General features: G+C 56.6%; 12 protein-coding genes, 1 tRNA gene and 1 pseudogene. 8 read left to right on the forward strand and 6 right to left on the reverse strand.

Going from position 1 to position 17,954, the window contains the following annotated elements:
- Positions 1-200 (forward strand): annotated as a pseudogene (locus BFG58_RS24155) (hypothetical protein); the annotation flags it as partial.
- A 77-nt stretch (positions 201-277) separates the two neighbouring features.
- On the opposite strand, the gene cbl reads toward BFG58_RS24155, so the two are convergent.
- Complete coding sequence (cbl, locus tag BFG58_RS22195; protein ID WP_028013741.1) at positions 278-1,228, reverse strand: HTH-type transcriptional regulator Cbl; 951 nt, start codon at positions 1,226-1,228, stop codon at positions 278-280.
- Between the two features lie 96 nt (positions 1,229-1,324).
- The gene (gene nac, locus BFG58_RS22200; RefSeq protein WP_045908128.1) at positions 1,325-2,242 is read right to left on the reverse strand and encodes a nitrogen assimilation transcriptional regulator NAC; all 918 of its coding nucleotides are present in this window, start codon (positions 2,240-2,242) and stop codon (positions 1,325-1,327) included.
- 320 nt (positions 2,243-2,562) lie between these two features.
- Here nac and BFG58_RS22205 point away from each other — a divergent pair.
- Positions 2,563-2,638: transfer RNA gene (locus BFG58_RS22205), tRNA-Asn, on the forward strand.
- A 134-nt stretch (positions 2,639-2,772) separates the two neighbouring features.
- On the opposite strand, the gene ldtA is transcribed toward BFG58_RS22205, so the two are convergent.
- From ldtA to BFG58_RS22220, 3 genes are all read right to left on the reverse strand, one after another.
- A complete protein-coding gene (gene ldtA, locus BFG58_RS22210) occupies positions 2,773-3,669 on the reverse strand; it encodes a L,D-transpeptidase (RefSeq protein ID WP_069720585.1) in 897 nt (298 codons plus the stop codon).
- Between the two features lie 61 nt (positions 3,670-3,730).
- The gene (locus BFG58_RS22215; protein WP_069720586.1) at positions 3,731-6,424 is read right to left on the reverse strand and encodes a cation-transporting P-type ATPase; all 2,694 of its coding nucleotides are present in this window, start codon (positions 6,422-6,424) and stop codon (positions 3,731-3,733) included.
- Positions 6,425-6,471: 47 nt separating this feature from the next.
- Positions 6,472-6,903, reverse strand: coding sequence for a universal stress protein (locus BFG58_RS22220; protein ID WP_028019628.1), 432 nt, complete (start codon positions 6,901-6,903; stop codon positions 6,472-6,474).
- Between the two features lie 396 nt (positions 6,904-7,299).
- On the opposite strand from BFG58_RS22220, the gene BFG58_RS22225 reads away from it, so the two are divergent.
- Genes BFG58_RS22225 through BFG58_RS22235 form a run of 3 tightly spaced genes read left to right on the forward strand, consistent with a single transcriptional unit; the run spans position 7,300 to position 12,409 of the window.
- On the forward strand, positions 7,300-8,385 hold the full coding sequence (locus BFG58_RS22225) for an efflux RND transporter periplasmic adaptor subunit (protein WP_069720587.1): 1,086 nt from the start codon (positions 7,300-7,302) through the stop codon (positions 8,383-8,385).
- Entirely contained in the window at positions 8,385-11,447 is a 3,063-nt protein-coding gene (locus tag BFG58_RS22230; protein ID WP_069720588.1) for an efflux RND transporter permease subunit, read from the forward strand. The genes BFG58_RS22225 and BFG58_RS22230 overlap by 1 nt, the downstream gene beginning before the upstream one ends.
- The gene (locus tag BFG58_RS22235; protein ID WP_048029361.1) at positions 11,444-12,409 is read left to right on the forward strand and encodes an acyltransferase; all 966 of its coding nucleotides are present in this window, start codon (positions 11,444-11,446) and stop codon (positions 12,407-12,409) included. Before BFG58_RS22230 ends, BFG58_RS22235 begins: the two co-directional genes overlap by 4 nt.
- On the opposite strand, the gene pagP is transcribed toward BFG58_RS22235, so the two are convergent.
- Positions 12,406-12,981, reverse strand: a complete 576-nt coding sequence (gene pagP / locus BFG58_RS22240; protein WP_045908122.1) for a lipid IV(A) palmitoyltransferase PagP — start codon at positions 12,979-12,981, stop codon at positions 12,406-12,408. The two genes, BFG58_RS22235 and pagP, sit on opposite strands and share 4 nt — an antisense overlap.
- 256 nt (positions 12,982-13,237) lie before the next feature.
- Between pagP and shiA the strand changes: the two genes are divergently transcribed.
- The 3 genes from shiA (at position 13,238) to BFG58_RS22255 (ending at position 17,870) form a co-directional block, all read left to right on the forward strand.
- Complete coding sequence (gene shiA / locus BFG58_RS22245) at positions 13,238-14,551, forward strand: shikimate transporter (RefSeq protein WP_069720589.1); 1,314 nt, start codon at positions 13,238-13,240, stop codon at positions 14,549-14,551.
- A gap of 73 nt (positions 14,552-14,624) precedes the next feature.
- A complete protein-coding gene (locus BFG58_RS22250) occupies positions 14,625-16,079 on the forward strand; it encodes an AMP nucleosidase (protein WP_063622048.1) in 1,455 nt (484 codons plus the stop codon).
- Positions 16,080-16,097: 18 nt separating this feature from the next.
- Entirely contained in the window at positions 16,098-17,870 is a 1,773-nt protein-coding gene (locus tag BFG58_RS22255) for an aminopeptidase P family protein (RefSeq protein ID WP_069720590.1), read from the forward strand.
- Positions 17,871-17,954 lie beyond the last annotated feature (84 nt).

Here is a 17,954-nt window from a genome sequence, read left to right on the forward strand (position 1 = left end):
CAGGAGGAACGGTCTACAGGGTGAAATCGAGGGGGACACTCTATATGGGGAAAAAGGGGACGGTGTTCCTGAGTGAAGCGCTGACTGATGAGTACATCATGCTGGAAGAACAAGATGATGGCCTTGAGGCCATCATCTTTAACGGAATAACGCTTGCGTACTACGACCGAAAAACCCAGAGTGTGCTCCGGATAGACTAAAAGTGTTACCTATGTTCCGGGTCTGATCTGTCACCTATGTATCCGGTCATACACAGAGCCACCGGGCAAACCCGCACCTAAATCTGATAATCAATCGCCACTTCTTCCGGCTCCATTACCTGACGTTTAATCTCATCCACCGACAGCCCGGCATTGCATAGCTCGATAAAGCGCCACACATAGTTGCGCTGCAGCTGTCCGCGCTTCAGGCCAAGCCATACGGTGTTGGCGTCAAACAGATGACGCGTGTCAAGACGCACCAGGTTCCCGTCTTCGCGTTCTCCACTGGACTGTTCCGCCACCAGCCCAATGCCCAGCCCCAGCTCGACGTAGGTTTTGATCACGTCAGAATCCTGCGCGCTCAGCACGATGTCCGGCGTTAACCCTTTGCGGTTGAAGGCTTCATCAATACGCGAGCGTCCGGTGATCCCCTGGCGGTAGGTAATGAGTGGCCATTTAGCAATGTCTTCCAGCGTCAGGGGAGAAACCTGATTCAGCGGATGATCGACCGGAAGTAATAAGCTGTGGTACCAGCGGAACCAGGGGAAAGCCACCAGCAGCGGGTCGTTGCTCAGGCGTTCGCTGGCAATGCCGATATCCGCACCACCGTTTTGCAACAGCACTTCAATTTCCTGCGGCGTGCCCTGGATAAGCTCCAGACGGACGTCAGGGAAAAGTTCGCGGAACGCTTTAATCACCGGCGGCAGGCTGTAGCGCGCCTGGGTGTGGGTGGTGGCAATGGTGAGCACGCCCGAGGCGTCATTGGTGAAGAGATCCGCCAGGCGACGCACGTTGCTGGCCTCGTTGAGGATCCGTTCAGCGATGGTGAGCAAAGCCTTACCCGGCTCCGTCATGCCGAGCAGCCGCTTGCCGCGACGGATAAAGATCTCTATGCCCAGTTCCTCTTCCAGCTCGCGGATATGGCGGCTGACGCCGGACTGGGAGGTATAAAGCATATTGGCGACCTCGGTCAGGTTGTAGTCCCGCCTGGCCGCCTCACGGATAATTTTAAGTTGCTGGAAATTCACGATTCACTCCGGCGCATCTGACATAGCTCTATTGTTAGAGTCAGCCGTGCTGCAGAACAAATAATAAAAACCAGCATCTTATGCTTTTATGGAATATCAGCTCACGAGCTGGAGTTCACGGTTCTCAAGCGATGGCTTGCTGACCAGCGACATCAAAATCTCTTTTACCGCCTGCGCCTGTGGCGACAGCGAACCGCGTGCGGACATGTTCAGCGACAGCGGCAGGCTCATAGAAGGCGTGGTGATCCGCGCCATCCAGCCGTTTGCCGCACTGCACAGCGAGCGTGCTGCGGATTCCGGCAGAACGGTCACCCCCATGCCGCTGGCAATGGCTGCGGTCAGCGTGGAGATCGAGTCGATTTCGCCGATGATTTTGGCCGTCAGGCGGCGCAGGGAGAACGCTTCGTCCACACGCACGCGCACGGCGCTGTAGTCGCGCGGCAGATAGAGGTTCATTTCCGCCACGGCGGTAAGGTCGACGCTCTGGCCCGGGCAGTCGCGGGTGCCCACGAGGTAGAGATCTTCTTTCAGCAGCGGCTGGCTGGTGATCCCGGCAACCGGGGAGCGATCGTAAAGGACCGCCATGTCCAGCTGGCCACTGAGCAGTTTATCATTCAGGACAGAACCGCTGTTTTCGTGCAGATAGACCAGCACTTCAGGCAGCTCAGCGCGGACGGCCTGCAGCAGCGGCATGGTTATGGACGATGCCGCCGTTCCCGGCGCCAGCCCGATGGACACGTGCCCGCTCAGGGTCTGCCCCACGTTATTTACCGCCAGTTGCGCCTGTTCACACTGGCGAAGAATGGTGCGCGCATGGGTATACAGGATCTTACCGGCTTCCGTGGGCGTGACGCCGCGTTTGGTGCGGATCAACAGCTGCTGATCCATCTCGCCTTCCAGAGTAGCCACCTGCTGGCTCAGCGCAGGCTGCGCGATATGCAGCACTTCTGCCGCTTGAGTCAGGCTGCCGATATCGACGATTTTTACGAAGTATTTCAGTCGTCTTAAGTTCATTTTGCCCCCTGTTCGAAATGCTGTGCCGGAACCGGCTGTCGTTGTTGAACAGGTTTTGCAATATGAATGCCACTTTTACCAGGCGGTCTGAATTGGGCGCTAAGCGCCTGAAAATAAGGAAACCTAATCATGGAGGGGGGTTTTATTACCGAAACAGCAGTTTATGATCTGCCCCATTAGAGGTATACCCGCACCAAAGCGGTGCATTCCGCTGTCAAAAACATCACTTTGCCGATTTTGTCAGCAAACGATCAAAAGGCGGCGATCCACCCTTTGACAAGGTGAACGCAGGTCGATAATATGCGCCCCGTTCACACGATTCCTCTGTAGTTCAGTCGGTAGAACGGCGGACTGTTAATCCGTATGTCACTGGTTCGAGTCCAGTCAGAGGAGCCAAATTTGAAAAGCCTGCTTTTAAAGCAGGCTTTTTGCTTTTCTGCGTCGGGTAAAATTGTCGGGTGGCGGCTTCGCCTTACCCGACCTACAGGACTGTAGGCCCGGTAAGCGCAGCGCCTCAGGGCAACACAGCCTCAATAAGCAAGCTTCACCGGCATCCCTGACCGCCGTTCCAGTTCGGCTCCCGCCCCCTCGTTTATCAACTGCGTCCGCTGCGCGGCTGACATTGGCAGAGGCACTTTTCGGGTCGATTCAAACTCCGCACGGTTACGTGATAATGGCTCGTGAACCTCCACCCAGCGGCTGCCGTCCGGTTCCGTGGTGACTTTAACGGGCCGATCGATAAGCTGTACGCGGGTTCCAACGGGGACATTATCGAAAAGGTATTTGATGTCGTTATTGCGCAGACGAATACAGCCCTGGCTCACCCGCAGTCCGATGCCGAAATTCGAGTTTGTGCCGTGTATGGCATACAGCCTGCCAATATAGATCGCATACAGCCCCATCGGATTATCCGGTCCGGCGGGCACGAAGGCTGGCAGCGTTTTTCCCTCTGCCGCATAGGCACGGCGCGTATTCGGCGTCGGAGACCAGGTTGGCCCCACCTGCTTACGTTCAACCGCCGTTACCCAGTTACGCGGGGTTTCGCGCCCGGCCTGACCGATGCCGATGGGCAGCACTTCAACGGTATTGCTGCCCGATGGATAATAGTAGAGACGCATTTCCGCCACGTTAACGACAATCCCCTCGCGGACGGTGTCGGGCAAAATCAGCTGCTGGGGAATCACCAGCCGGGTGCCGGATTTGGGCAAGAAAGGATCCACCCCCGGGTTCGCTTCCAGCATATTGCTTAGCCCCTGCCCGTACTGCGCGGCAAAGGCCTCAAGCGGTAACGTATTGCGCTCGGGAACGGTGATGATAATCGGGGTTCCCACCAGACGACTGCCTTCCGGCGGTAAGGTATAGGTTACGGCAAACGCGCCGGGTACAGCGGCACACAGCGTAAGGACGAACCAGGTAAATCGCATCATAATTTCCTGTGCTCAAAAAAGAGAAAGCCTCGACTCAGGCAGGCTTTCTCAGTTTACGCTATTACGCCTCGGTTTTGCGCCATCTGCGCGTCAGCACTTTTTCCGCCTCGACAATAAGGAACATCACAAAACCAATCAGGAAGGTGATGACCCAGTAGCGGAACGGCAGTGCTTCGGTGCCAAACAGCATCTGCATGAAGGGTGCGTAAATGATAAGAAGTTGTAGCGCAAGCAGTACACCGCTCACGATCCAAATCCCTTTATTCGCCAGCAGGCCTTTGCTCAGCGAGAAGCCGTCATTAACGCGGCAGTTAAGCATGTAAAACCACTGCGCGGTCACCAGGGTTTGCAGCAGCACGGTGCGGATAAATTCCGCTGAGTAACCGCGCGGCTGTAGCCAGGCTTCCAACACGAAAGCGCTGATGGCAATCATCAGACCGACAAACACTACGCGCCAGATGGCATAGCCGTCCATCACATGCAGATTCGCCTTACGCGGTGGCCGGTTCATGATGTCCTTCTCACCCGCTTCAAACGCCAGGCCAAACGACAGCGTCGCCGACGTCGCCATGTTCATCCACAGGATCAGGACCGGCGTCAGAGGGATCAGGTTCCCCGCCAGCAGCGCGATGATGATTAGCAGGGCCTGCGCAATGTTGCTCGGGATAACGAAGAGAATCGTTTTTTTCAGGTTATCGTAAACACGACGCCCCTCGTGCACCGCACTGGCAATAGTGGCAAAGTTGTCATCCGTTAACACCATGTCGGCGGCTTCCTTGGTGACCTCTGTCCCCTTAATCCCCATGGCGATACCCACATCCGCCCGTTTGAGCGCCGGGGCATCATTTACGCCATCCCCGGTCATGCCCACCACTTCCTGTTTACTTTGCAGGGCCTGCACGAGGCGGAATTTATCCTCCGGGCTGGTTCGGGCGAAAATATCGTACTGCTGCGCGGCGTCGCTCAGCTGACGGTCATCCATCGCCTCCAGCTCGCGTCCGGTGATAGCGCTTGCAGCGTTACCAATCCCCAGCATTTGCCCAATGCTCATGGCCGTTTGCGGGTGGTCGCCGGTGATCATTTTCACGCGAATCCCGGCCTGCAGACAGTCGGCAATCGCGGTAATGGCCTCCGGACGCGGCGGATCCATCATTCCCGCAATACCCAGCAGGATCACGCCATCACGCAGGTCCGGGTGATCCAGCTCGCGCTGTCCCTCGTGGGCAGGTTTCCAGGCCGCAGCCACCATACGCAACCCTTCCCGGGCATACTCTTCGATCTTGCCTTCCCAGTAAGGTTGATCGAACGGCTGCAGTCCGTCATTCGTCTGCTGGTACTGGCAGAGGCGGAACAGGACGTCCGGCGCGCCGGTGATTAAAATCGCCTCTTCTTCACCCAGCCGGTAGAGCGTGGACATGTATTTATACTGCGAATCAAACGGGATTTTACTGCGCATTTCCGTATCAAGCGCTGGGAGCGGGATTTTTGCCGCCAGCACCTTCAGGGCGCCCTCGGTCGGCCCCCCGGTGATTTTCCACAGCCCCTGCTCGTCTTTGATCAGCTGGCTGTCATTACAGAGGTCAATGGTGCGCAGGTAGCGTTCCAGCAGGGAACCCTGCGTCACGCTGACGGGCGTCGGGTCATCTACGGGGTGAATATTCCCCACCGGTTCGTAGCTGTCGCCCTCAACGCGATAGGTCGTCTCAGCGGTAATCACCGCTTTGACCGTCATTTCATTCATCGTCAGGGTGCCGGTTTTATCCGAGCAGATGACCGTCATTGCGCCCAGGGTTTCCACCGTGGGCAACTTACGAATGATGGCCTTGCGACGCGCCATGGCCTGTACGCCAAGCGAAAGGATGATGGAAATGATGGCCGGCAGGCCTTCCGGCACGGCGGCAACGGCGAGGCTGATAAGCGACAGCACCAGTTCAGAAACCGGCATATCCCGGAACAAGAGACTGAAAACAAACAGCGCCACCATCATGACCAGGATAGTAATGAAGATGGTTTTGCCGAGCTTATCCATCTGCACCATCAGCGGCGTGCGGTGCTTTTCAATGTCGGACATCATCTGATTGATGTGGCCAAGCTCGGTCTCCCCCCCGGTTGCCACCACCACGCCTTTACCGCCGCCGGAGCTGACGGTGGTGCCTGAGTAAAGCAGATTATACCGGTCACCTAAAGGCAGTTCCCCGCTTAACGCATCGCTGTTTTTTTCAACAACGGTGGATTCGCCGGTCAGGATGGCCTCCTCCACGCGAAGGTTATGCGCTTCAATCACACGCAGGTCCGCAGGAATACGATCCCCGGCGCGGATCACCACGATATCACCCGGGACCAGCGACGTGGTGGGGATCGTTTCATGATTCCCCTGTCGTACCACCACGGCTTCGCTGGAGAGCATATTGCGAATACTCTGCAACGATTTTTCAGCATTGCTCTCCTGGATATGGCCAATCAGCGCGTTAATGATGGCAACCCCCAGGATCACGAACATGTCTACCCAGTGGCCCATAAAGAGCTTAAGCAACGCGGCCACCAGCAAAACGTAAATTAATACATCGTTAAAATGCGCCAGGAAGCGCAGCCAGGCGGGTTTGCCCTTTTTTTGCGGCAAAGCATTCTCACCATGCTGCTGAAGTCGGGCTGATGCCTCAGTGCCGCTAAGTCCTTCCAGAGTGGAGTGGATATTCGACAGGGTTTCGTCAACGGTTTGTTGATAATATGGACGTTCAGATTTTCCTGTTTTCATCGTTCCTTCCTCAGGTTCTATTCAGAAATCACCTTGCTTTCATGTAATTAACGAATAACGAAAACAGGAACATGGGCGTAACGGACAATACTTGCCGCCTCCGATCCTAACAAATGGGTTTGAATATTTGGATTTCGAGAGCCGACAATAATCGCGCCAGCAGCAAGTTCATCCGCCAGCTTAATAACCTCATCACGAACATTTCCGCTACGAACATGGAGATGAACCCGCTCTTCTGGCAGATTCAATTTTTTGACCAGGTCAGACAGTTTTTCTTTCGAATTATTAATCATATATTCATCCATCTTGCGCGCATCTGAAATAAAACCGCGCGTCAGTTCGGCTGAAAATTTGGGCATGACGTGCAGCAAATGAATGTCACCCGATGCGCTTTGCGCCAGAAACTGTGCATGTTGCAACGCTTTATCCGCCAGGCTTGTCTCGTAGACGTCCACCGGAACGAGAATGTTTTTATACATATCGAGCATCCTTTTTATAACCAACATGAGAGTGAATGAAGCATAAAAACGCATTAAATGCAGGGGGTTGCCCTTAATGCCAGTTACGGTAAAAAGAGATGAATAATATTAAACGTAGCACAGGAATATCAGGTTTAGCGCTTCCCCACTGCTAATGGTTATTTAACATTTATCTTTTCGCCGACTATGCTCATAGTTAGCCACCGCTTCCGGCTCACGGAGGAATGTATGTATGGTATAAGCCTGATCCGACTGGGTATGTTTATTGCGCTTGCCATTATCGCCAGCACGGCGATTGGTTTATTTACCTATATGGTCGTCACTGTTCTGGCAGAATAGTGTCACCCCTGTCCAGGTTATGGAATAAATAAAACAGTTATTTATTAGGGGAATACAGTGAACCGCTACCTCTCTCTTTTACCGTTCGTTTTGTTAACGCTCACAGCGTGCGACCCGAAACCCAAAGACGTCTCCCCCCTGCCCAAGATGGTAAAAGTTGCGGAGGTGACGGTTCCCGGTAACGCCCAGCAGCGCGTTTTTCCCGCCCGTATTGAATCGGGCGATGCCACAGACCTTTCCTTCAAGCGCGCAGGTCAAATTGAAGCGCTCGATGTGCGTCAGGGCGCAGTCATCAAGCAGGGTCAACAGCTTGCAAGATTGAATGCCCGTGAAGCCCAGCAGCGGGTTAATGACAGACAAACGGCGGCGACGCTGGCCCAGAGGCAATTCGATCGCTTCCAGACGCTGGCGGGCCGCCAGGCGATTTCGAAAGCCGAAATGGACGTGCAGCGTGCGAACCGCGATTCTGCGAATGCAGCGCTACAGATCGCCCGAGAAGAGTTGAATCAAATGACGCTTGTCGCCCCCTTCAGCGGGACGGCGGCCAGCGTACATGTCCGAAACCATCAGGTAGTGTCTGCCGGTCAGCCCATCGCGACGTTAACCCGCACCGATCTGCTTGACGTGGTGTTCAGCATCCCTGAAAACCTGTTTAAGACCTTTGATATTCGCAACGCGCAGTATCGCCCGGTAGTGAGAATTAACGCCATTCCGGATCGGGAATTTACCGCCGTTTATAAAGAACACTCGGGCAGCAGCGACAGTAATACCCTGACCTGGCAGGTAATACTGACCATGCCGCGGCCAGATGATTTTCCCGCCGTCGGTGGCGTAAGCGGTACGGTTACCATTAATTTAACCAACCTCCCGGCTGGCGCGGGCACTCAGGCGCTGGTCGTACCGGTTGAGGCAGTCTTTAACCCGGACAACAGCCCGCGCAATGAGCCGCACGTATGGGTTGTGGCGGGAGAAGGCGACACGCTCCATCTTGAAGACCGCAAGGTCAGCGTGGGGCAAGTGATTACCGAAGGCGTGGTGATCACCAGCGGGCTTAAGGCGGGTGAGCGCGTGGTAGCCGCAGGCGTTGGGGAGCTGCATGCTAACCAGCCGGTGCGTATCTGGACGCGTGAACGGGGACTGTAATGGATATCTCTCGTCAATTTATTAATAACCCTGTTCGCGTCTGGCTAACGATTCTGCTGCTGGGCATCGGGGGTATTTTCGCGCTGTTGAATATCGGCAGGCTGGAAGATCCCGCCTTTACCATCAAAACCGCAGTGGTTGTCACCCACTACCCCGGCGCATCCGCTCAGCAGGTCGAAGAAGAGGTGACGCTGCCGCTGGAGAATGCCCTTCAGCAGCTGCCTTATCTGGACAACGTGAGCTCCATCTCTTCAAACGGTTTGTCGCAAATCACCGTTAACATCGCGTCACGCTATCACTCAAACGAACTGCCGCAGATTTGGGATGAACTGCGCCGCCGCGTGGGCGACGCCTCGCGTCAGTTCCCGCCCGGCGTCGTCACGCCCTTTGTGAATGACGATTTCGGCGACGTGTTCGGCTTCTTCTTCGCCATTTACGGGGATGAATTCAGTAATCCTGAACTGGTGAGATACGCGGAGCAGCTGCGCCGCGAGTTGATTCTGGTCCCTGGGGTCGCGAAGGTTGCCATCGGCGGAGCGATAAGCCAACAGGTCAATATCGATATTTCCCTGACCAAAATGGCCGCGCGCGGCATTACCCTGAACCAGCTTTCCGCCCTGCTCAGCAGGCTTAACGTCGTTTCCAGCGCCGGAGAAATCACCTCCGGCAGCGAATCCATTCGTCTGCACCCGACCGGTGAGTTCGAGAATCTGGATGAACTGGCGGATCTCATCATCACGCCTTCCGGCACGGGGGCGGCGACGCGTCTGCGGGATATCGCCACGCTGTCGCGCGGGCTGAACGAATCGCCAGCCAGTATCTACCATGCCAACGGCAAAAAAGCCGTCACCATGGGCGTCTCGTTTATTCCCGGCGTGAACGTGATCGACGTGGGCCACGCGCTGGAGGCGAAGCTCAACCAGATGTCGGCGGAAAAACCGGCAGGCATACAGATAGATCTGTTTTACGATCAGGCAGCCGAAGTGGGCCATTCTGTTAACGGTTTTATTATTAACTTCCTGATGGCGCTGGCGATTGTCATCGGCGTGCTGCTGATCTTTATGGGCGTACGCAGCGGGATCATCATCGCGTTTTCCCTCGCGCTTAACGTGCTGGGCACGCTGCTGATTATGTATCTCTGGGGCATTGAGCTACAGCGCATCTCGCTTGGGGCGCTGATTATCGCCCTCAGCATGCTGGTGGATAACGCCATCGTCATTGTCGAAGGGGTGTTGATTGCCCGACAGCAGGGCTCCCCACTATTAACCGCCGTTAACACGATCATCCGTCGCTCCGCCCTGCCGCTGCTGGGGGCGACGGTGATCGCTATCCTTGCGTTTGCGCCTATCGGGCTGTCGCAGGATTCCACCGGGGAATACTGTAAATCCCTCTTCCAGGTGCTGCTGATTTCCCTGATGCTGAGCTGGTTCTCGGCACTCACCCTCACCCCGGTGATGATTAAGTGGTGGTTGTTTAAAAACGACAGCGCGCCGGAGACCACTGACGAGTCAGATCCTTACGACAAACGTCTCTACCGCCTCTATCAGCGCCTGCTTAACACGCTGCTGCACCATAAGGCACCGACGCTGGTAGTGATGGCCGCCCTGCTGGCCGCGTCTGTCTGGGGATTTGGCGCGGTGCGGCAAAACTTTTTCCCGTCGTCCAATACGCCGATTTTCTTTGTCGACCTGTGGTTACCCTACGGGACCGATATCAAATGGACCGAGAAAATGACCGGTGATATTGAGAAAACCATCAAGGGCCAGCCCGGCGTGGAAACCACCGTCTCTACCATCGGTCAGGGGAGCATGCGGTTTATTCTGACCTACAGCGGACAGCGGCAGTACAGCAACTATGCGCAGATCATGGTGCGCATGGATGACCAGCGTAACATTTCCCCCTTGACCCGCCACGTTGACGAGTACATCGCGCGAAACTACCCGCAGGTGAACGCCAGCACGAAACGGGTGATGTTTGGCCCTTCCGGCGACAGCGCTATTGAAGTGCGCATTAAAGGCCCGGATCCTGACAGGCTGCGCCTGATTGCCAGCCAGGTGGACGATATTCTGGCGCGCGATCCGGCTACGGGGAGCGTCCGAAACGACTGGCAAAACCGCAGCAAAGTGATCCGCCCGCAGTACGTTGCCGCGCTGGGACGCGAGCTTGGCGTGGATAAACAGGACGTCGACAACGCGCTGGAGATGAATTTCTCCGGCAGCCGGGCGGGGTTGTATCGGGAAGGCAGCGACCTGCTGCCCGTGGTGGTGAGGCCCCCGGAAAGCGAAAGGCTGGATGCCAGCCACCTGAACAACGTGCTGGTGTGGAGCCAGGCGCGGCAGCAGTATATCCCGCTGAGTAACGTCGTCAGTCGCTTCTCTCTGGAGTGGGAAGATCCGCTCATTCTTCGACGCGACCGCTCGCGGGTACTGACGGTTCAGACGGACCCGGACCCGCTGACCCAGCAAACCACCGGCGATATTCTCGCCCGCGTGAAGCCGCAGGTAGATGCCCTTCCCCTGCCACACGGCTACAGCATCGAGTGGGGGGGCGATGCGGAAAACTCCAGTGAAGCGCAGCAAGGGCTGTTCACAACGCTGCCTCTCGGGTATCTGGTGATGTTTGTCATTACGGTGCTGATGTTCAGCTCGGTAAAAAATGCCGTCGCAATCTGGCTGACCGTACCGCTGGCGTTGATTGGCGTCACACCAGGATTTTTAATTACCGGCATACCCTTTGGCTTTATGGCGCTGATTGGTCTGCTGAGCCTGAGCGGAATGCTCATCCGCAACGGCATCGTGCTGGTGGAAGAAATCGAACAGCAGAAAACGCAAAAGGATCAGCACAGCGCGATCGTTTATGCCGCCACCTCGCGCCTGCGCCCTATCCTGCTCACCGCGTTCACGACCGTACTTGGCCTGGCTCCGCTACTGCTGGATGTTTTCTTCCAGAGCATGGCCGTTGTGATTATGTTTGGACTGGGGTTTGCTACAATCCTGACGCTACTGGTACTCCCCGTGATCTATGCGTGTTTCCATCGTAAGGACGAAGCCAAACAACAATGAATGCGACAGGGCTGAACATTATCAAGACGCTGGGCTGTATGACGGCGGTGACCTTCTTCACCATCTACAATACCTGGGATCATTATGATTATGACTATCACTGGATCCTGGGATTTTTAACCTTTATCTCGACGATCGCTACACCGCTGTTTTTTGTGGTGTCGGGCTATCTCGACGGACAATCCCGGCACGGCACGCGCTGGCAGCTGGGTAAAATTAAAAGTCTTGTGATTGTTTTTCTGTTCTGGATAACGATCTACTACCTGTGGGAGCCTTATCAGCGCGGGTATTTAATCCAGCCCTGGTTCGTGTTCGCCTTTGTCGTGATTTACACCTTCCACCCGGCGGTAGAGTGGCTTAGCCAGCGGAGATCGCTGTTCTGCGGCGCGATTGCTGCCCTGCTGTTCTTTTCCTACGGATACGATCTGTTATCGGCGCTTTATCCTGAAACGCACGTCCTTTCTCTTTCACCGCAGTATCGGCTTTGGACGTGGCTGCTGTTTTATCTGACGGGGCAACTCTTCTGCGATCCTAAAATCGCCGAGTGGATAAGCCGCAAAAATGTAGTCCGGGCGGCGGTTATCGCCATTCCGTTTATCTATCTCTTCACCTGGTTTTACGAGCGCCACTTCTTTTTTGCCCTGTTTAAGGCCGACAGAAACGCCTTTATCCTCACCGGCTCGCAGATCTACATCCTGATTATTGCCCTGGTGATTGCGGCGAACGGCGTGCGCTTTCGCCGCAATGCTGAGTTTAAGGAGTCCATACTGGCCGCCATCAGCAAAACGATGACTGGCGTATATATTGTGCACTACTCGGTGTTTCATCTGCTGACGGCGCTGATACCGGTGACGTCACTCGGCATGAAGCTGGCGTTGATTGTACTTACGTTCGTCACCTCTGTTCTCTTCTCCATGCTGGTATTGTCTAACGCCGTGGCAAAAAAGGTGATCACCCTTTAAAAGCCTAAGCGCAGCCAGGCAAAGAGCACGTTGCCGTTGTTATAAGTCCCGGGAATATAGGTGAACTGGACGGTAACGCGCTGATAGCTGGCCGAAAAAAGCGGGAAGATGAACGGTAGCGGGACATAGTTCGCAAAATCATCTCGCGCCGTGATGCCTGCGGCGGCACCGAGCCCAAGGCGGAAATCTCTGGCATTATCCAGATACCAGCCCTTCTCCCAGCCATAGCCCATCGCGGGCTGCCATTCGTTGTGCGAGTCCTTGAACATCATCGCGAAAAGCGCGCTCCAGTTACCCTCTTCGTTATAGCGGGAAACGCCCAGCCCGCCTCCCCACGGCATTTCGTTGTACTTGTCGGTTTTTTCTTTGTCGTACATAAAGCGAGCGTGCCAGCTCAGAAACGGCAGGTACAGATCGTAACGCTGAGGCTGCGCCCAGGTTTGCGAAATGTCTTCCGTCAACGCATTCCACCAGCCGCTGATGCGTTGCTCGCCATAGACGTTGGGCTCCGCCTGAAGCGGTGCGACGAATAAAAACAGAATCATCCAGAATGCCGAAAAGGTGCGTTGCATCGTTATTCCCTCAGCTTAACTCACGCGGCGGTCACTATTACTGTAAACCATTCAGCACTTAACGAAGCCAGAAGAGGCAATTATCTCGCCGCAGGTGTGGATGAAATTTATTTATTCAGCACCTTCCGGAAAGATAAAAACGTTTTCTCAGGCGTTTTGTCGCGGTAGTCTCATAGGTTCCGTTTATATGACGGGCGCAATGTGAGTGACCTTTTCTTATACCAATAATTAAAAAATCAGTACGGACAGGACAACTATGGACTCCACCCTCATCTCCGATCGTCCCAACGCGGAGACACCTTCGCTCAATCGTGCCCGCCGCGCCGCACTCGGCAGCTTCGCGGGTGCCGTCGTCGACTGGTATGATTTTCTGCTTTACGGCATTACCGCCGCGCTGGTGTTTAACCGTGAATTCTTCCCCCAGATCAGCCCTGCGATGGGTACGCTCGCCGCGTTTGCCACCTTCGGCGTCGGCTTTCTGTTTCGCCCGCTGGGCGGGGTGATCTTCGGCCACTTCGGCGACCGCCTGGGCCGCAAGCGCATGCTGATGCTCACCGTCTGGATGATGGGGATCGCCACCGCGCTGATTGGCATTCTCCCGTCGTTTTCCGCCATTGGCTGGTGGGCCCCGGTATTGCTGGTGACATTACGCGCCATTCAGGGCTTCGCCGTGGGCGGCGAATGGGGCGGCGCGGCGCTGCTATCCGTTGAGAGCGCGCCAAAAAATAAGAAAGCGTTTTACAGCAGCGGCGTGCAGGTCGGGTACGGCGTAGGGCTGTTGCTTTCTACAGGGCTGGTGTCGTTAATCAGCCAGCTCACCACCGACGAGCAGTTCCTGAGCTGGGGCTGGCGCATTCCGTTCATCTTCAGCATCGTGCTGGTGATTGCCGCACTGTGGATCCGTAACGGCATGGAGGAGTCCGCTGAATTCGAACAGCAGCAGGAAAAACCGGCCGTCAAAAAGCGGCTGCCGGTGATGGAAGCCCTGATTCGGCACCCTGGCGCTTTTCTGAAAATTATCGCCCTGCGCCTGTGCGAGCTACTGACGATGTATATCGTCACCGCCTTTGCGCTGAACTACTCGACGCAGAATCTGGGCCTGCCCCGTGAATTGTTCCTGAATATCGGCCTGCTGGTCGGCGGGATCAGCTGTCTGACGATACCCTGCTTCGCCTGGCTGGCGGACCGGTTTGGCCGCCGTCGCGTCTACATCACCGGCGCGCTGATTGGGAGCCTCAGCGCCTGGCCATTCTTTATGGCGCTGGAGGCGCAGTCGATCTTCTGGATTGTCTTCTTTGCTATCATGCTCGCGAACATCGCTCACGATATGGTGGTCTGCGTGCAGCAACCGATGTTTACCGAACTGTTCGGCGCCAGCTACCGCTACAGCGGCGCGGGCGTGGGCTACCAGGTCGCAAGCGTGGTCGGCGGCGGGTTTACGCCGTTTATTGCCGCCGCGCTGGTGACCTTCTCCGGCGGTAACTGGCACAGCGTGGCGGTTTATCTGCTGGCCGGTTGCCTGCTGTCGGCGGCAACGGCGCTATTGATGAAAGAGACGAGCCACCGCTGATCTCACTTTTGTTTCACAGGCGTGTGACATACTATCGGGTAGAGTCGCACACCTGTGGAACAAGGAGACAGAGATGAATAATAAGGGCTCCAGCCTGACCCCGGCTCAGGCGCTGGAAAAACTCGACGCGCTGTATGAACAGTCCGTCAACGCGCTGCGCAGCGCCATCAGCGAATATATTGAAACGGGGAAACTTCCCGACGAAAAGGCCAGAACCGCGGGCCTTTTTGTTTATCCATCGCTCTCTGTGACCTGGGACGGCAGCGCCAGCACAACACCGAAAACCCGTGCCTACGCCCGTTTTACCCACTCCGGCTGCTACAGCACCACCGTCACCCGCCCGGCCCTGTTCCGCCCGTACCTCGAAGAACAACTTACGCTGCTGTATCAGGATTACGGCGCTCACATTCACGTTGAGCCCTCGCAGCATGAAATTCCATACCCCTATGTGATTGACGGTTCGGCGTTAACCCTCGACCGTTCGATGAGCGCGGGGCTGACCCGCCACTTCCCGACGACGGAACTGTCGCAGATTGGCGATGAGACGGCCGATGGGATCTATCACCCGGCAGAATTTTCTCCCCTGTCGCACTTTGATGCCCGCCGGGTCGATTTCTCCCTGGCGCGTCTGCGCCACTACACCGGCACGCCCGTCGAACATTTCCAGCCGTTCGTCCTCTTTACCAACTACACCCGCTACGTTGACGAGTTTGTCCGTTGGGGCTGCAGCCAAATCCTCGACCCGGAAAGCCCGTATATCGCGCTCTCCTGTGCGGGAGGGATCTGGATCACTGCGGAGACCGAAGCGCCAGAGCAAGCCATTTCCGACCTGGCCTGGAAAAAACATCAGATGCCCGCCTGGCACCTGATCACCGCCGACGGTCAGGGCATTACGCTGATTAACATCGGCGTGGGCCCGTCAAATGCCAAGACCATCTGCGACCATCTGGCGGTGCTGCGTCCGGACGTGTGGCTGATGATCGGCCACTGCGGCGGCCTGCGCGAAAGCCAGCTGATTGGCGACTACGTGCTCGCCCACGCCTATCTGCGTGATGACCACGTGCTGGATGCGGTGCTGCCGCCGGATATCCCAATCCCGAGCATCGCCGAAGTGCAGCGTGCGCTGTATGACGCCACCAAAGAGGTCAGCGGCATGCCGGGTGAAGAAGTTAAGCAGCGCCTGCGCACCGGTACGGTCGTCACGACGGATGACCGCAACTGGGAGCTGCGTTACTCCGCCTCCGCGCTGCGGTTCAACCTGAGCCGCGCGGTGGCCATTGATATGGAGAGCGCCACCATCGCCGCGCAGGGGTATCGCTTCCGCGTCCCGTACGGCACGCTGCTGTGCGTCTCCGATAAGCCGCTGCACGGCGAAATTAAGCTGCCCGGCCAGGCCAACCGTTTCTATGAAGGGGCGATATCCGAACATCTGCAAATTGGCATTCGCGCCATTGACCTGCTGCGGGCAGAAGGTGACCGGCTCCATTCCCGCAAGCTGCGCACCTTCAACGAGCCGCCGTTCCGCTAATAACGATAAGGAATAACCATGTCCAGCACATCTCCGCTCTCTGCCCTGCGCCACTGGCTTGAGGCCAGCCATCTCGACGGGATGATCGTCCCGCGTGCGGATGCATGGCAGAGCGAATACTGCGCGCCCTGTGACGAAAAGCTGGCCTGGCTGACGGGCTTTGACGGCTCTGCTGGCGTCGCGCTTGTACTGAAGGATAAAGCGCTGCTGTTCGTTGACGGGCGCTATCAGGTTCAGGCTCGCGTTCAGGTCAATACGGATGAGGTAGAGATCCACCATCTGCACAACGAGCCGCTGGCAGACTGGCTGACGGAAAACGCTGAGGCCGGGACGCGCATCGGTTTTGACCAAATGCTGATGACCCATTCAGAGTTTGAGCAACTGTCTGCCACGCCTTGCGAGCTGGTCCCGCTGAAAGCCTCGCCGTTCGACACCCTATGGACTGACCGCCCTGCCGCACCGGCGGGGCTTATCCGGGAAATGCCGGTTGAATACAGCGGTGAAAGCAGTGCTGATAAACGTCAGCGCGTCGCCGCCGTGCTGGCTGCAAGCAATGCCGATTATCTCGCCGTTACCCTGCCGGATAATATCGCCTGGCTGTTAAACGTCCGTGGCGCGGATATCCCTTACAGCCCGGTACCGCTCTCTTTTGCTCTTCTGGGCCGTGACGGCCACGTTGAGTGGTTTGTTAACGACAGCAAGCTCGGCGCCCTGCCGGAAGACGTGCGCAATGCGTTTACCATTGCGCCGCAGGACGCCTTTGTCGAACGCTGCCAGCAAATTGCTGCAGGAAAACGGGTGATGGTTGATGCCGATTCCGCGCCGGTCGCCCTGCACTTTGCCATCGAACCCCGGGGAGAGATTGTCTGGCGGACCGACCCCATCACCCTGATGAAAGCCACCAAAAACCCGGTTGAGCTGGCCGGTTATCGCGCGTGTCATCACCAGGACGGCGCCGCCTGGGTCAACTTCCTCGCCTGGCTGAGCCGTGAAGTGCCGCTGCGCGAGGCGGCAGGGAATCCGCTAACAGAGCTGGAAGTCCAGGCGCAGCAGCTGGCGTTCCGTCAACAGCAGCCCGGGTTCATCGAGCAGAGTTTTGCGACCATCTCCGCCTCTTCGAGCAATGCGGCGATGTGCCACTATCATTCGAGCGAGGCCAGCAACAAGCCCATCGGTCATGACCATTTTTACCTTAACGATTCCGGCGGTCAGTACGTGAATGGCACCACCGACGCCACGCGCACGCTGGCATGGGGTAAGGTCGATCCGCAGCAGCGCCTGCACTACACCGCCGTGCTGAGAGGCTTCCTGTCGCTGATTACCCTGCAGTTCCCTTCCGGGACTCAGGGACATCAGCTGGATGCTTTTGCGCGTCGTCCGCTGTGGGAGATGGGACTGGATTACGATCACGGCACGGGGCATGGCGTGGGTCATCAGCTTCTTATCCATGAGAACCCGCATCGCATTGCCAAAAAGGTCAACCCGTGGCCGCTGGTGGCGGGCAATATCATGACGATTGAACCGGGATACTATCTGGGCGATAGCCACGGTATTCGTATTGAAAACCAGGTGGAGATTGTGGAGAGCCGTCCGGGGTTCTGCAGGTTTGCCTCGCTGACGCTGATCCCGATCGACTTAAGCCAGGTTGAGCTGCATTTGCTGAGCGAGCAGGAAAAGCAGTGGCTGGATGCGTATCACCAGCAGGTACGCGAGGCGCTGTCACCGCTGGTAAACAGCGATGCGCGTCCGTGGCTGGTAGAGGCGACGGCGCCGGTTCGTGTGAACGGATAGTGCGGCTTTTGCCGGGTGGCGGCTTCGCCTTACCCGGCCTACGATTCGAGATTTTTGTAGGTCGGGTAAGGCGAAGCCGCCACC

Source organism: Enterobacter sp. ku-bf2 (assembly GCF_001742765.1).
In the GTDB taxonomy this organism is placed as follows: domain Bacteria; phylum Pseudomonadota; class Gammaproteobacteria; order Enterobacterales; family Enterobacteriaceae; genus Enterobacter; species Enterobacter quasiroggenkampii.

Coding starts and splice junctions, on each gene's coding strand:
- nac (WP_045908128.1), bottom strand. CDS start 2,242: ATGAACTTAAGACGACTGAAATACTTCGTAAAAATCGTCGATATCGGC.
- ldtA (WP_069720585.1), bottom strand. CDS start 3,669: ATGATGCGATTTACCTGGTTCGTCCTTACGCTGTGTGCCGCTGTACCC.
- BFG58_RS22215 (WP_069720586.1), bottom strand. CDS start 6,424: ATGAAAACAGGAAAATCTGAACGTCCATATTATCAACAAACCGTTGAC.
- BFG58_RS22220 (WP_028019628.1), bottom strand. CDS start 6,903: ATGTATAAAAACATTCTCGTTCCGGTGGACGTCTACGAGACAAGCCTG.
- BFG58_RS22230 (WP_069720588.1), top strand. CDS start 8,385: ATGGATATCTCTCGTCAATTTATTAATAACCCTGTTCGCGTCTGGCTA.
- BFG58_RS22235 (WP_048029361.1), top strand. CDS start 11,444: ATGAATGCGACAGGGCTGAACATTATCAAGACGCTGGGCTGTATGACG.
- pagP (WP_045908122.1), bottom strand. CDS start 12,981: ATGCAACGCACCTTTTCGGCATTCTGGATGATTCTGTTTTTATTCGTC.
- shiA (WP_069720589.1), top strand. CDS start 13,238: ATGGACTCCACCCTCATCTCCGATCGTCCCAACGCGGAGACACCTTCG.
- BFG58_RS22250 (WP_063622048.1), top strand. CDS start 14,625: ATGAATAATAAGGGCTCCAGCCTGACCCCGGCTCAGGCGCTGGAAAAA.
- BFG58_RS22255 (WP_069720590.1), top strand. CDS start 16,098: ATGTCCAGCACATCTCCGCTCTCTGCCCTGCGCCACTGGCTTGAGGCC.